Here is a 15,319-nt window from a genome sequence, read left to right as displayed (position 1 = left end):
TTTATCAAAAGGAGCCGTATTTATGACCAATATCGAAAAACCCCTTGCTGATGTTTTTAACTTCCGTCTTTTCTATCACACGCACGATCCTTTCTGCGGCTTTACCATCACCGTAAGGATTATTCACGTTCCTGCAGAACTGCCTGAAATCCGGCGAAAACGCCTTTCTAAAGGCTTCGCTCAACGATGCCGTGCTTCCATCGGCATCAATTACGGATCCGGCCTTTATCCTGCCTTTTTCCCTGCTACCGACGTTAATGGTCGGTATGCCGAAGGAGGGAACCTCGATTATCCCGCTTGAAGAGTTACCGCAAACCATGTCCATGAACTGAAGCGCACTCAGATACCTTACTCTGCCAAGATGCCTTACGGCCCTGCTTTTCGCGGGATTGGCCGCGACATAATCCTCTATCAGCGAGGTGATCGCGCCTGAGTAAATATCCGGATTAGGCAGCGTAAAAATTATATTAGCCCCGCCGATCTGGTCGAGACCGCATATCAGGTTCCTGGCCTGCTCAAGGGCATCTTCCTTTGATTCGGCCGTGGGAGGATGGAACGTCACCAGTATGTTCTTCTCTCCCAGAGAAAGACCAGTTTCATTTTCGAACTGTTCCCTTTCCAGAAGCTTCGTGTTCATCACATTATCAAGCCCTAGCGCTCCCACATGAAATACGGTATCTGGATGCTCCCCCATCTGTATGACCCTCTTGCCGTAGTCCTCGGCGGACACGAAGTGAAGATGGGCGAATTTGGTGATAGCATGACGCATCGAGTTGTCAAGAGAGCCTTCGGTAAGTTCCCCTCCGTGTATGTGTGCGATGGGGATACGCGCAAAAAGGCAGGCTTGGGCAGCCGCGAATATCTCGAACCTGTCACCCAGCACGAAAACGATATCCGGCCTGAGCCGGCCAAGTTCCTTCGCAAAGCCCTTCAGCCCTTCACTGATGCTGTTCATGACACTTTCGGTCGTATCCTCCGCGAACGGCAGGGGTATTTTACTGTCGATACCGAACCCATCGCTCTCGATCTCCCTGGAAGTCATACCGAACCTGTCGGAAAGATGTCCTCCCGTCACGATTATCTGCAGATCAAGGTTGCCTTTAACTTCTATCTCTCTGCAAAGAGGATAAAAAAGGCCCCACTCGGCTCTGCTACCAGTTATTATACAGACTTTTTTCCTGCTCATATCTCCACCAAATCATCCCGTTTATAATCACGCAAGGCTCTTTTACCCAAGACATCGTCCCACTTCATGGGACTGATACCTGTCCCGGGCCTTTTAGCCGTTATATTTTGCCCGGTAAAGACCTCTCCTTTGGCGATATCCCTGGCGGCTACCAGGCTTTTGCGCACGAGAGGCCTGTTCTTCAATTCGCTGTCCGAAGCCTTTTTAAGACCGTCCCCCATGATTTTCTCTATGTTCCTGATGGCCCTTACCATATTACCGAGTTCCTCCGGGACAAGAGAAGCTTTGTGATCCGGGCCCTTCATGTTCCTGTCCAAGGTAAAATGTTTCTCTATAATGTTCGCTCCGAGAGCCGCCGCCGCCACCGCTACCTCTATACCCGATGTGTGGTCGGAATACCCCACCTTGGTACCGAACCTGTCCCTGATGACCAACATGGCACGCATATTAACATCCTCGTAAGGAGTTGGATATTCCGTATTGCAGTGAAGAATTGTCACTTCATCCGGGGAGGTACCTTCAGCTACAAGTATTTCAAAAGCTTCGCTCACTTCCTGAAGATTCGACATCCCGGTGGATAATATGACCTTTTTCCCCAGAGCGCCTATCTTCCTGAGATACGGGAGATTGGTTATCTCCCCGGAAGGGATCTTGAATATATCAAGTCCGAGTTCGCTCAGCATATCAACGCTTTCGGTGTCATAAGCGGTGGAGATGAACTTTATTCCTTTTTTGCGGCAGTGATCGACCAGGCTCCGATGCTGCTCTGGATCAAGTTCAAGGGATCTCAGCATTTCAAGCTGCATCTTCTCATCGCCGACATCTTCGGACTGGTACTTCGCTTTGGGCGCCGATGCCGTCGTAAGCTTCTCCGCGCAAAAGGTCTGGAATTTTACGGCATCCGCCCCGGCGGAAGCTGCTGCGTCGATCATCCTGATCGCGGTATCCAAATCACCGTTGTGGTTAACGCCGGCCTCCGCGATTATAAATACCCTGCCGCGACCCAGCGACGGAGAATATTCCTGGCCGAGGTATCTCTCGCCGTCACCAAGATCACGCCTCAGGGTAAGCCCCGCCCCGACCACACCTCTGGCACCTACCGTCACATATTGGGCCACCCTGGCACCAGTGCCCAGATGGGCCTCTTTGCCTATACGGACCCCTCCGCTCAGGACTGCTCCGGGTGCCACATGGGCAAAATCGTCTATGAGGCAGTCATGATCGACCGAGGAAAAGGTGTTCAGAATTACGTTCTTTCCCGTGACCACACCAGCACCCACGGCGGATGAAGCGGCCACGAAAGTCCCTTCTCCGGTTTTGACACCGTCCGCCACGAAGGCACTGGGATGTATCAGGCAGGGAAGATCGAAACCGATACGTTTTATCTTTCTGTACAGTTTTTTCCTTGCCTCACAATCCACGACCGACCCAACGCTTATAAAAGCCTTTCTTACGCCCTGGCGGAAGAGCTCTTCAAGCTTTTCATCCCCACCGAGAACGCTAATACCGCAAACCTTCTGCCCCGGCTTAATCTCCGGGTCGACCACTCCCGCTATTTCATATACGTTAGCGCTTCTGATAGCTTCGATCACGACCCTGCAATGGCCTCCCCCTCCGCAAAGTACCATTTTCTCCTTCATAACACGCCTCTTCTATATTTATCGAAAGATTCGATCACCTTTTGGTGTTTATTTTTTCCCTTTTGCCGGATAATATCTTTTTTATCTCGTCACAAACATGTTTCACGTCCCCAGCCGTGTTCAACGTGGAACTTGGCAGGCATAAACCCCTTTCATAAAGCCTGTGCGAGTTTCCATGACGACCACGAGCGTACTTCTCGTAAGGAGGGAATTCCGTCAATGGGGTGAACAGTTTTCTCGTATGAATACCTTTCCCGGCCAGACCGTCCCGCAAAACGGGCAGGTCCGCTCCTTCCTTCAGGCACACACATGTAAGCCACCATGAACTTTCAGCCCCTTCGCATTCGGACTGGAACATAATCTCTTCAACCCCATTCAGCTCTTCCCTGTATACCTCGTTCAACTGTCTTTTACGTGAAATCAATTCCTCTGCCCGTTCCATCTGAGCCAGCCCCAGAGCCGCCTCCAGATTGGTCATCCTGTAATTGAACCCTATTTCCGAGTGAAAGTAACCCTCGTTGCCGTCCCGTGCCTGGTTAACGAGGAATTTAATATGTTCCATTTTTTCACGATCGCAGCTTACCACCATCCCGCCGCCTCCGGTGGTTATGGTCTTATTGCCGTTAAAGCTGAAACACCCAAAATGACCAATGGTACCAGTGAGTTTCCCCTTATACTTGCCCCCAAGGCTCTCAGTTGCGTCTTCGATCACGTAAATCCCATATTTATCCGCTATCTCCATTATCCTGCCCATGTCGCACGGGTTCCCGTAAAGGTGAACGGGTATAACGGCTTTTGTCTTTTCGGTGATATTCTTCTCTATCTGATCAGGATCCATGTTCCAGGAGTCGGAATCAACATCGACGAAAACCGGCTTCGCTCCCACATATTCAACGGGATTTACCGTGGCCACAAATGTCAGCGCAGGAACTATCACCTCATCCCCGCTGCCGATGCACAATTCATGCAATGCCATATGAATCGCGGCGGTCCCACTCTGGGTGGAAACGGCCCTGACCATTCCCAGATACTGAGAGAACTTATCCTCGAACTGTCCGACAAAAGGACCCGCGGTCGAAACATACCCTGTCTCCAGGGCCTGGTTAACGTATTTTTTTTCAAGTTCGCCTATATTCGGCGCATCTAAGAATATTTCTTTACACATTGTATATATCCGCCTTGTACATGTCTTTGTCCTGGACCTGCCTGAACCAGTTTATGGTCTGCTTAAGCCCTTCTTCAAGAGAATGTCCTGCCTCCCACCCGGTTAGTTCTCTAAGTTTATCATTGCTGCCGAAAAGTCTTTCCACTTCGCTCTTTTCGGGCCTGACCCTCTCGGTATCCCGAACTACAAGGGCGTCCGGGTTCACAAGATCGATTATTTTGTTCGCCAGATCCCCTATGGAGACTTCGGTCTTGGTGGCTATATTGATCTCCTCTCCCGCGGTTTTATCCTCTTCGGCAATCTTTATGAAACCTTCCACTGTATCCTTGACAAAAACAAGGTCACGTGTCGGATGGAGTGAACCCAGTTTTATCTTATCTACACCGGATAAGAGCTGTGTGATAATCGTGGGGATTATCGCCCTGGCAGACTGTCTCGGTCCGTACGTATTGAACGGACGTACGATAGTCACAGGCATCCCGAAAGACCTCAAGAAGGATTCTGCGAGCCTGTCCGCTCCGATCTTTGTCGCACTGTAGGGAGACTGTCCCTGGTAAGGGTGCGCTTCATCTATGGGCACGTACCTGGCCGTACCATATACTTCGGAAGTTGACGTGATGAGGATCTTTGAGCAGTTTTCCTCCCGGGACGCCTGCAGTATATTGAGCGTGCCTTTCACGTTGGTATCCACATAGGAATCGGGAGAATGATATGAAAAGGGTATCCCGATCAGCGCGGCAAGATGAAATACTATATCCACTCCCCTCATAGCGCTTCTTACCCCGTTGGGATCTCTCACATCACCCATAAAGACATCAAAAGAGGACTTTACATCATCGCTGAATGTGTCAAGCCACCCCCAGCTGTTGAAAGAATTATAGAAGCAGAACGCCCTCACCTCAGCGCCCTCCTCGACCAGCCGTTCCACAAGGTGGCTGCCTATGAAACCGTCCGCGCCAGTAACCAGTACTTTTTTTCCCTTTATCTTCATCTCATCCCCGTTTTTGCTGTCCCGTAAAAAAGAACATGTTATTTTTTCCTCTTGCTCAACACGGCCTCAACTTGCTCAAAATCAGCCAACGTATCTATATCATATGCCTTTTCCTTTTCCATCACGTAAGCGCCCGTATTGTCCGTAACCCAGCTTTTTTTTCTTAAGAGGATCTCGGGCCTGGACACATATATCGCCCCGCTGAGCTTATACGCAACAGGTATCTGCTGCCGGCAGGTATAATTCATACCGGTCTTGACGACGGGATCTATCCTGTTCTTGTCGTCAACCGATACCATCCAGTACGGATTTTCCAGAGCGGGGGTCACGCTGACCAGAGAATCGAACCCGCTTTTCTCATAAATGGTAACAGCATTGTCGATGTCCCCTGCCTCGGTCAAAGGCGAAGTGCACTGAAGACACACGACGATCCCGGGCAAGTCAAGTCTATCTCTGTAATAACCCAATAAATGCAGGACCGGGTCTATTCCCGGAGAAGCATCCAAGGCCAAGTTTTTAGGTCTCATAAAAGGCACCTGAGCACCGTACTCTCTTGCTATTTCGGCTATCCTGGCACTGTCCGTGCTAACGACCACTTCACTGATCTTACGGCTCTTCAAAGCCTCCCTGAGAACCCATCCGATAAGAGGTTTACCCGAAAGAGGTCTTATGTTCTTGTCCCTGAGCCCCTTTGATCCGCCCCTTGCGGGGATCACTGCCAGAACTCTGTTATCTTTCTTTTTCATCTTGTCTTTCCTGGTTTTTTCATGCCTGAAGCGAATCAAGCTCGTAAAGCCTGCCCTTTCTGGCAAGCAGTTCCGTGTAACTGCCCGCTTCGCATACCTTCCCGTCCTCGAGCACATAGATAATATCAGAGAACCTGACCGCATTCAGTTTATGCGTGACGACTATTATAGTAAAATCCTTCTGAAGGCTTTTTATCGTTTCCTGGATCATGTTCTCCGACTCGGCGTCAAGTGAACTTGTCGCTTCATCAAGTATAAGTATGTCCGGTTCTCTGAATAGCGCACGCGCCAGGGCGACCCTCTGTCTCTGCCCTCCGGAAAGCTTGATCCCGTTCTCCCCTACGTGCGTATCCAGTCCCTCCGCCATCTGGTCAATAACCTCTTCAAGAGCGACTTTCCGGGTTATTTCTCTTATCCTGTCTTCATCGCAGTCGACTAATCCTATGGTAAGGTTCTCCTTCATTGTGCCATCGACCAGTGTAGTGTTCTGGCTGACATAAGCTACCCTGCTTCTCAGAGATACCTTGTCCAAAGTATCATGCCGGATATTCCCGTAATAAATAGCGCCGGATGAAGGCTTCAAGAGCCCCAGGACCAGGTCAAGCAGGGTTGACTTACCCACTCCGGAACCACCGATGAAAGAAGTGGTCTTACCCGGTTCTATAGTTATATCCAGGCCTTCGAAAACCCTGTTACCGTTCGGATAGATGAAACTTACGTTCTCGAAACGCACTTCTCGGTCCGGAGCGTACTGTTGCGTGCCGTTCTCTTCGGTATTGTTCTCCAAGTCCCGTAACCGGCCGCACAAAGACCGGTGCATCGGGATATTGCTGTCAAGCGTCGCATAAGCGGTTGACAAGGCGGCGAACTGCGGGGATATCCTTATGAATATGAGCAGCACCAGCATGAGCACCGAATAATCGAGTGACAGCTGCCGGTGAAAGAACATGAGAGAGATCATGAATATGAACGTAAGCATAAGGCTCAGGGCGCGCTGCGTTTCTATGAAAAAATTCTGTTTTTTGGTGGTATTGGCGATCTCATGTACATGTGTGAAGATACCGTCTATGAGCCTCTTATTCAGCATGGATGCCTTAAAGAACTTTTTGTTCTGCTGAAGACCGTTAAGGTCATTGGAGAGTTTCCTGAACTTTCTGTTATAAAGGTCCGCCAGCTTGTAGACCTGGTTCGAGATTAGAACGCTTAAAAGCAGAAGAAGACCGTAGACCGTCATTGAAAAAAGAGTGATGACCGGGGACAGCCTGATAACCACAAAGATGAGGACCGAGACCTGGACGAAATAGATCACTATCCTCTGAGCGTTGAGATGGGCCACGCTGGCTATATCCGCTTCCCTGATCACGGAAAAATTCATTTCGCCGGACCTTGAGTCGAGAAGCCATAACCACTTGGCGCTTCCGTAAGCATTGAACAGATCTTTTCTGTATTTCTCGGAAAGTTCCGCCTGGGCATTCGCCGCGATAAGCGATGAGAGGAACACAAGAAGCTGGCCGGAGAATATGAATAAGGCAGCAATGGTCAATATGCTGAAAAATCCCGGCTCTATACCTAATAGCTCAAGCCCTTTGCCCATGAAAAGAAGGTATTTCTCATTACCCGCAGAGATACTGCCGTCTTTGAGGATATTCAGGACAGGTACGAGCATGGGCAGACCCGCGAAACTCAACAGGCCGCTCAATATCTGCAGGAAGATTATCAATCCCCAGCGGGGGGTTGTTACAACAAGCCTTCCTATATAGCGAAGCTTCCTTAACGCTCCTGTGAACAATTTATATACATTCTTCATAAAAATCCTTTTTATGGACTTGGTCCAAATGCCTCTTCAACGCATCCGCCGTCTCCCGCCCCACGGTTGCATACTGTTCGTCACTACCCTTCTCGTATGAGAACTGCTGGGGATATGTGATCTCAAAACCGTGCTCAAGAACAGCGGCCAGAAAACGGACTATCCTGCTTTTTCTCTCATTTTCGGTAATGACCTTCATTCTTTCCACTTCATCCTGTATATCACGCGAAAGGGACTCCACATCGGTGCACTTGCGGGAAAGCGCCAGGACATCCCAAAAGTTATCCGCAAAAGTAATAAGAGGTTTTCCCCTCTGCACCGCTTCCCAGCCGGTAGTACCCGTTACCACTGACACGATCTCTGCCTCACCTATAAGGTTATGTGTATCAGCGTATATCGGAGCAAGTTTCACGTTTGGTAGGCGTTCTAAGCGTTCATAAAACCCTTTTGGGCGCACACGTGAGGTCAGGATCGCCGGATGCTCCTTGACGTAGACTACCCAGTCAAACGGCACACTCTTGGCTAGAAGCTCTATAGTATACAACTGGTCCATCCACATGGTGCCCTGGAACTGCGTTGAGTATTCCGGGCTGGTATGTAGGGGATAATAGATATATTTCTGGCCCGGGGGGAGTTCTTCCCCGTAACCGGGGCCAAGAAGATATGCTCTCATTTTCTGACGAAGAAGTATGTTCTTCACGTTATCCACCAAAACACCCGGGGTGTGGAGTTGTCTGTAGATATCCAATCGTGTTTTATCCATGAAGGCGTCTCCGAGCCACCGCCACATCGTCACTATGACGGCCTTGACCGTCTTCAGCCAAAAAATGAAATGGGCAGATACGCTGTCCAGTTTCTTCTGGTTAAAGCATGGGAGCTGCCTGTCAAAATACTGGGAGTCCTTGAATTCTGAAATAAGCTCCCGGTAGAGCCTTTCTGCGCGATCGAGATCCACCTCAAGCTCACCCCGGGATATACGCTCATAGGTCCGGTCTATCTGGGGGAATCTGAGCTGTACATCCCCGGCGAAGGTAAAAAAACTCTTCACCCTCACGCTTGTTGGAACTATATAGGGTATGTTCCTTTCCCTGCAGATATGCTCAAGAAGATGTACAGAAACCGAACCCATCGCTATGGCAGGCAGAAATATATCTACCTGCTGCTCATCAAAGATCTTCCTGTATCGCTTAATGGAACCGCTGATAAGCTTAAGTATGTTTTCCCGGTCATTATTCATGTTGATGAACGTCTTGTTAAGAACGGCACCGTGCATGAAGGGGCTTCCCCATTCCCTGTCAGAAGATATGAGGCGCCAGAGGCTTTTCCGGGGCAGCTGCTTCTCGAAATCTTCCAGAAGAACATGATCTACCTCATCCTTCAGGGATTCCTTTACTATATCAGGATGTACATATAAAGTCCTGTACTCAAGGTCGTCCTGACCCTCAAGAAATGCAACAACATCTTTGCCGCATAACCCGGAAAAGCTGCTTCCGGGATATATCTTGTTCAGCCGTTTTGCCACGCTGTGCCATACCTTATAATTACTCTTTGTAAACTCCAGTAAAAAATTCATGATCCTGTTCTATTCGCCTTGCGCTTGAGAGTACTTCCCTGTTATTGATTCTCTATTCATCCCAGATATTGTCTTTTACCCAGTTGCCGTTCTCATTTCTCCATACCCGCGGATCGCGGAAACTGTCCGCGACCTTCCAGAACTCTTCTTCGCTCATGCCCACATAATCCAGCCAGTAGCCGAGGTCACTTGAGACCACATGGTCATGTTTTTTAACAAGTTGTATACCTTCCTCTCTGGTCATGTATCCTGACCTTATATCTTTGGAGACATGGTCCGAACAGCGCCCGTAACCGAATTTAATGTATTTGAGAAGGTCGTGTATGCCGTTCTCATACCTGTCGTCCAGGTTCGAAAATCTTCTATAGGTCCTCTCGAACGGCTTTTCCGGGCATTTCCATCCATATTGCTCCTGCATGAGCTTGGCATGACGGTTGGGATCCCATTTGAAGAAGTTACCGATATACAAGCCTCTCACTCCCACTTTCAGGATCTCATCGTCTTCGGGATATTTCGCCCACATAAGGTCTTTTTCGGTAAGTTTTTCCCCGAGGTCATCCAGAAGATCGTACCATTCAAATCCCCTGAGGGAGTGCTCATGCCTGCTCCTGGCGGAAAACTCCACGAAATCATCCGGATCGTGCATTCCTGAAACATCCCAGCTGGTCTCTCCCCAGATGATCAAAGGTATATTGAACTTGACGGCGATCTGTATGGGATAGGTCTCTATCCCGCAATGGGCGTGCCAGTTCATGTCCCCCATCTTCCTGAAACACAGCCGGTTGAGTTTCTTCAGCACCTCGACCGACGGACCGAAGACGATATGGTCGGCGTTGAACACATGCCGCATGCGGTCGCGGTTATAATCTCCCTCGGGAAGATAATTATTACCGTGATAGGTCACAAGAAGAGGTTTTAAGCCGTATTCGGAAACTATCTTATGGGTCTGGTAGTAGCTGTCTTTACCTCCGGAAACCGGTATTACACAGTCATAGTTCGAGGTATTCCCGCTAACCGCCTGAGCCAGAACTTTTTCGAACCTCTTCTTCCTCTCTTCCCAGAAAGTATCCGTCAGCTGGTTGAATTCCTCTGCCGTTCTGCAGGCGGAACAGACGCCTTCATCATCGATGAAAAGGTTAACCGCCACTTCGGGATATACGCACCTATTACAGTATTTCATCGTCTTGAATTCACCTCCTCAAGCAAAAGATCCGGCTGACGCACGAGATGACCTTTTTCGTACAGGTATTTCTTGGCCAGGTACACGCTCTGGTCCGAGTAATGGAATATATTCGCCGCGGCCACGGCATCCACGTCCGTCTTCTCCAGAACCTCGGAGAAATGCTCCCATTCGCCGACCCCGCCAAGCGCGATAACGGGGATATCCACCGCATCCACAACTTGCGAGACCAGGTCAATATCGTATCCGTTCTTTCTTCCATCACGGTCTATGGAATTTATCAGTATCTCGCCGGCGCCCTTCTCCTCCGCTATCGTTGCCCATTCCGCGGGAGAGTATCCGGTCATCTGGCGTCCTCCGTCGGACATGATCCGGTGAGCGCCGTCAACCGACTTGGCGTCCATTGACACTATGACGCACTGGGAACCGAATTCTTTCGCCGCTTCTTCTATGAACCCCGGGTCCTCGAGGGCCTTTGTATTGATCGATACCTTATCCGCTCCCTTGCTGAGCCTGAAAGCCATATCACGGAGCGACCGTATCCTGCCCCCAATGGTCACCGGCATGTGACAATCCCTTGAGACGTCGTCTATTATATCCAGTATATTATCCCTGTTGTAATGACCGAGGTCATCCCTGCGCATGTCATAGACATCCTCACGGCTTATATCGATATAAATGAGCTCGTCCGCCGCCCATTCGCTCAGACGCTTTACCGAAGTAACGGGGTTGCCCAGGTTCTGGTATCTTTTGAAGGACTTGCTCTGTACAAGGAACCCGTTCTTCAGCAAGAGCACCGGTATTAAACGTTTCTTTTTCATGATATATCCATAAAGTTCTGGAGCAGTTTTCTTCCCGCTTTCTGGCTCTTTTCGGGATGGAACTGAACCCCGTAAATATTATCCCTGTTTACGGCCGAAGTGAACTCCATGCCGTACTCACATTTGGCTATCGCGCTGGCCTTATCAACGACATCAAAATAGAAACTGTGCACGTAATAGAAATCCATGTCCGGGGATATCCCTTTAAATAGGGGGTTATCCTTCGAGCATTCGGTAAAATCGTTCCACCCAACATGCGGCAGGTAAAGGCCTCCCGTCTCGAGCTTCCTCACCGACCCCGGTATCCAGCCGAGCCCTTCGTTCTCTCCGTGTTCGTATCCCTTCTCCGCCAGGACCTGCATGCCGACGCATATGCCCAGAAAGGGTTTTCCCCCCGAAAGCACATTCTCTTCCAGCACTCCGAAAGAAGAAAGCGCTTTTATCTTCTGCATGGCCGAGCCGAAGGCTCCCACTCCAGGCAGAACGATGTGCGTAGATCCGTTAATATCATCGGCCTGATTCGAAACTTTGACCGACCCGGTAATGCTCAGGAAAAGGTTATACACGCTTTTCACGTTCCCCGAACCATAATCGATTATGCATACGTTCGCATCTTTCATTTCGCTCTACTCCTCCTGCGCTTCCGCCTCTTTCGCGATTATGACCTGTTCATTGACGCCTGAAAGGTTCCAGTCTTCCTGGTCATGAAGCGTTTTGCCCTTTCTTATCTTTTTGGGGTCGCATTTCCAGGGGCTTACCATATGCCGGGCCGCTATTTCATTGAACTCATCTTCCGTGATACCTATGAATTCAAGAAATGGGCCCAGACTGGCGGGCTTCAGACCATCGTTCTGCCTGAGCCTTGTTAACGCCTCTTCCCTGGTTATGACCCCCGCCCGCACGTCATCCGTGGCGAGCTGAGTGGTTCTTCCAAATCCCCTTTTTAGGAACTTCAAATAATCCCTGACCCCCGAGAACATGCACTCCAGCTTGGTATACCAGTAATCGGAAGGCACCCCCTCCACCTCGTCCACTTCCCATCCCAGTTCTTTCTGTATGACATCAACGTGTTTCCTGACGTCCCACGGATGATAGGTACCGTAGCATATGGACCTGTAGCCTATCCTGTTAAGGTCCCTCAACCTGGGATACCTGTACGGCTCAAGGTCCCTCATCGTAACGCTTCCGTCCAGCATGCCTTCCATGTCCTCGGCCGTTATTCCCAGGTTGATCCACTTATTGAAAGCCTCCTCGTCCCTTTCATCGGGTTCATCAAAACTGTAATAACTGGTGTATTCGGCCGTCGACTCGCCCCATATCAAAAGAGGGATATTGTGTTTGACCGCTATCTGCATGGGGTAAGCGAAAACTCCCGTATGGCAGTGCCAGCAGAAATCGCCTTTTCTCTTGAGAGACTCCAGCATCAGCTTTTTAACTACCTTCTGGTTCGACCTGAAAAGATGAAGATCCACGCCCAGTTTCCTCAGGACTTTGTCCCTGTTCTTTATGTGGTGCGGGCGGTAAAAACCGTGGTCGAATGAAACAGCCAGAGGCTTTACCTTGTATTTCTTCATCATCATGTAAAGAACGTAAGTGCTGTCCTTGCCTCCGCTGATCGGTATGATGCAGTCATAAGCGCCCTTTCCCCTGTAGCGGTCGACTATTTCGACGAATTCCTGTTTTCTTTTGTCCCAGTCTATTTTCTCGTGTTTAAGCTCGTGCTGGCGGCATATGTTGCAGACCCCCTCATCGTCGTAGAATATGGTCTCGTGCGTTTCGGGCATCACGCATCTTGAACATCTTTTAAGGTCCATCATATCCATCGGGCATCTTCTCCTTCACTCATATCTATATCCTCACGTTAACACTGTTATCCTTAAGATACAGTCTCGCCTTAATGGGGCTCTGGTCGGTAAAATGGAAAATGCTCGCCGCCGCCACGGCGGAGGCTTTTCCCTCTTCTATACCGTCCCTGAGGTCCTTTAGCGTTCCCGCGCCCCCGTGCGCGATCACCGGTATGTCGACCGCTTCGCTTACCTGTCTGATGAGGGCCAAATCATAGCCTTCCATCATGCCCTCACGGTCGATCGACGTAAGTATGATCTCACCGGCACCGCGTGCGGCTACCTGTTCAGCCCAGTCTGAGGGCTCAAGCCCCGCGGGCTTTGTCCCGCCGTGCGTATGTACTTCGCGTCCGCCTTTACCGTCCTGCCTGTAATCTATCCCCACCACGATGGTGGAATTGCCGAACACCCTGGCGGCTTCGTTGATCAGCCCGGGCCGCTCGACCGCGGCGGAATTGATAACGACCTTGTCCGCTCCCGCCGCCAGCGTGACCTTGATATCCTCCAGGTTCCTTATTCCCCCGCCTACTGTAAGAGGCATGAAGCATTCCTCGGCCGTTTCGGCCACTATATTAAGAAGAACGTCCCTTTTTTCCAGGCTCGCCATTATATCCAGGAACACCAGTTCATCGACACGCTGGGCGTCGTAGATCCTTGCGGCCGTGACAGGATGACCTGTGTCACGATATTCACCGAAGCGCCTTCCTTTAACGCATCTTCCGTTCCTTAACAGCAATATGGGTATCAAACGGTTCTTAAGCATTATGTTCCCAGTCGGGGTTAATGAGCCCCAGGGTTATCCCGTCAACATATCTGCCGTCGCACAGCCACTTCTCCGGCTCGACGGCCTCCCTGACAAAACCCGCTTTTTCGAAGGCCCTAGCCGATGCGGTATTGTTCCCATAGCAGCCAGCCATCACTTTGTGGAGGCCCTCCTCCATGAAAGCATACTCGGCAAGAAGCCGTATGGCTTCAGTGGCGTATCCCTTCCCCCAATGTTCCTTGGCGCCTATTACCAGGCTTATATACGCGAATCGGTGACTCCTGTTGATCGGGCCAAGCTTGATGTTACCGATGTGTCTTCTGGTTCCCTTAAGGCAGACCGCGAGGAATATCTCGTTCTCTTTGCCGGACATGGCCCCGACATAATCGCTGATATCCTCCATGGACTGCGGCGTCGCGAACCTGGTTTCAAGATATTGCGTGACCTCCGGATCGTTCATCCACCTGTGATAATCCTCTGAAACATCACCCAATACTACATCCCTGAGATACAGCCTCTCCCCTTCGATGTAATGGCCGTATTCTTTCACCTTAGAGCTCTCCACGGCCGCGATAGCCTCTTTCGGCAGGTGATGCCGCTTCAGAGGAGTGCCTTTTTTGATGCTCTTTTCGGCTTTCTTGCCTAAAACTTTATCCAGGTATTTCGGTGCCAGGCCATCGGCCGGCCTTATCGACCTTACGTTGTCTTCGTTGAATCTTTCCCCCTTTTTCACGTCCCTGACCACGAAAAGGGACCTTCTGAAGTTCCTGGTCCTCTTCTCCTGGCGGGTCAATCCGTAATGGACCCGCCCAACGGCCTTTTCCGCTACACGGATATCGTCAACCAGGTTCTTGAACTCATCAGGCCCGACAGAGAAAAAACTGTCCGGTGTCCTGTGCCTTTTGGATAACTTGAAATGCTTCTCGACCATGACCGCCCCGAGCGAAACGGCGGCCACCGCCGCGGCCGTGCCCAGACTGTGATCGGAAAGCCCCGCCGGGCAGTCAAACACCCTCTCCATATCCCTCATGGTAAGCAGGTTCATCTGAGCCGGGTCGGCAGGATAACTGCTTACGCACTTCAAGAGCGTAACGCTTTTCGCGCCGGCTTTTTTAGCGACCTCCACCGCCTCGGCTATTTCGCGCCTGGAAGCCATGCCCGTGGACATGATCAGGTGTTTCCCGGTCTTTGCCGCGTATTCCACAAGAGAAAGGTCGACCAGCTCGAAAGACGCTATCTTATGTACCGGTACGTTGAGCTGTTCAAGCATATCCACCGATGACCTGTCAAAAGAGGTCGCGAAAAAGCCGATCCCGGCCTTATCCGCGGTCTTCTTGAGCGTACTGAACCATTCCCAGGGGGTATAGGCTTTTTCATAAAGGCTGTACAGGGTCTGCCCGCCCCACTGAGGGTGTTCCACCCTGAAAGGAGGTCTTTCGGACTCAATGGTCAAAGTATCAGGCGTGTACGCCTGGAACTTCACTGCGTCCGCCCCGGCACTTTTAGCGGCTTTTATCATCCGGAGAGCTCTTTCCAGGTCTTGACCGTGATTTGCGGAAACTTCCGCGACCACCAGGCACTTTTTAGCTCTTGCAAGTTCCAT

12 protein-coding genes and 1 pseudogene are annotated in these 15,319 nt (G+C 50.5%); all 13 read right to left on the bottom strand.

Translation table 11 applies throughout. From position 1 onward, the window contains the following. Window positions 1-4: 4 nt before the first annotated feature. Window positions 5-1,186, bottom strand: a complete 1,182-nt coding sequence (gene neuC / locus GF409_04880) for a UDP-N-acetylglucosamine 2-epimerase (hydrolyzing) (GenBank protein MBD3426544.1) — start codon at window positions 1,184-1,186, stop codon at window positions 5-7. Next, the gene (neuB, locus tag GF409_04875; GenBank protein MBD3426543.1) at window positions 1,183-2,826 is read right to left on the bottom strand and encodes an N-acetylneuraminate synthase; all 1,644 of its coding nucleotides are present in this window, start codon (window positions 2,824-2,826) and stop codon (window positions 1,183-1,185) included. The genes neuC and neuB overlap by 4 nt, the downstream gene beginning before the upstream one ends. 34 nt (window positions 2,827-2,860) lie before the next feature. After that, a complete protein-coding gene (locus GF409_04870; protein MBD3426542.1) occupies window positions 2,861-3,991 on the bottom strand; it encodes an aminotransferase class I/II-fold pyridoxal phosphate-dependent enzyme in 1,131 nt (376 codons plus the stop codon). After that, a complete protein-coding gene (locus GF409_04865) occupies window positions 3,984-4,982 on the bottom strand; it encodes an SDR family NAD(P)-dependent oxidoreductase (GenBank protein MBD3426541.1) in 999 nt (332 codons plus the stop codon). The genes GF409_04870 and GF409_04865 overlap by 8 nt, the downstream gene beginning before the upstream one ends. A 38-nt stretch (window positions 4,983-5,020) precedes the next feature. Next, the gene (locus tag GF409_04860) at window positions 5,021-5,872 is read right to left on the bottom strand and encodes an acylneuraminate cytidylyltransferase family protein (GenBank protein ID MBD3426540.1); all 852 of its coding nucleotides are present in this window, start codon (window positions 5,870-5,872) and stop codon (window positions 5,021-5,023) included. After that, window positions 5,748-7,535 carry an ATP-binding cassette domain-containing protein gene (locus GF409_04855; protein ID MBD3426539.1) on the bottom strand — a complete coding sequence of 596 codons (1,788 nt, stop codon included), beginning with the start codon at window positions 7,533-7,535 and terminating at the stop codon, window positions 5,748-5,750. The genes GF409_04860 and GF409_04855 overlap by 125 nt, the downstream gene beginning before the upstream one ends. Next, window positions 7,519-9,108 (bottom strand): hypothetical protein, encoded by a 1,590-nt coding sequence (locus GF409_04850; GenBank protein MBD3426538.1) that lies wholly within the window; start codon window positions 9,106-9,108, stop codon window positions 7,519-7,521. Before GF409_04850 ends, GF409_04855 begins: the two co-directional genes overlap by 17 nt. A gap of 52 nt (window positions 9,109-9,160) precedes the next feature. Beyond that, complete coding sequence (locus GF409_04845) at window positions 9,161-10,288, bottom strand: N-acetyl sugar amidotransferase (GenBank protein MBD3426537.1); 1,128 nt, start codon at window positions 10,286-10,288, stop codon at window positions 9,161-9,163. Continuing rightward, complete coding sequence (hisF, locus tag GF409_04840; protein ID MBD3426536.1) at window positions 10,285-11,109, bottom strand: imidazole glycerol phosphate synthase subunit HisF; 825 nt, start codon at window positions 11,107-11,109, stop codon at window positions 10,285-10,287. The genes GF409_04845 and hisF (GF409_04840) overlap by 4 nt, the downstream gene beginning before the upstream one ends. Then, entirely contained in the window at window positions 11,106-11,729 is a 624-nt protein-coding gene (hisH, locus tag GF409_04835) for an imidazole glycerol phosphate synthase subunit HisH (GenBank protein MBD3426535.1), read from the bottom strand. The genes hisF (GF409_04840) and hisH overlap by 4 nt, the downstream gene beginning before the upstream one ends. Window positions 11,730-11,735: 6 nt before the next feature. Next, the gene (locus tag GF409_04830; protein ID MBD3426534.1) at window positions 11,736-12,926 is read right to left on the bottom strand and encodes an N-acetyl sugar amidotransferase; all 1,191 of its coding nucleotides are present in this window, start codon (window positions 12,924-12,926) and stop codon (window positions 11,736-11,738) included. A gap of 31 nt (window positions 12,927-12,957) precedes the next feature. Then, on the bottom strand, window positions 12,958-13,716 hold the full coding sequence (gene hisF / locus GF409_04825) for an imidazole glycerol phosphate synthase subunit HisF (protein MBD3426533.1): 759 nt from the start codon (window positions 13,714-13,716) through the stop codon (window positions 12,958-12,960). Between the two features lie 598 nt (window positions 13,717-14,314). Then, window positions 14,315-15,319, bottom strand: a pseudogene (gene pseI, locus GF409_04820) (pseudaminic acid synthase).

This window comes from Candidatus Omnitrophota bacterium (assembly GCA_014728045.1).
Classification (GTDB): domain Bacteria; phylum Omnitrophota; class Gorgyraeia; order Tantalellales; family Tantalellaceae; genus WJMH01.
This window is presented reverse-complemented; position numbering and strand designations above follow the sequence as displayed.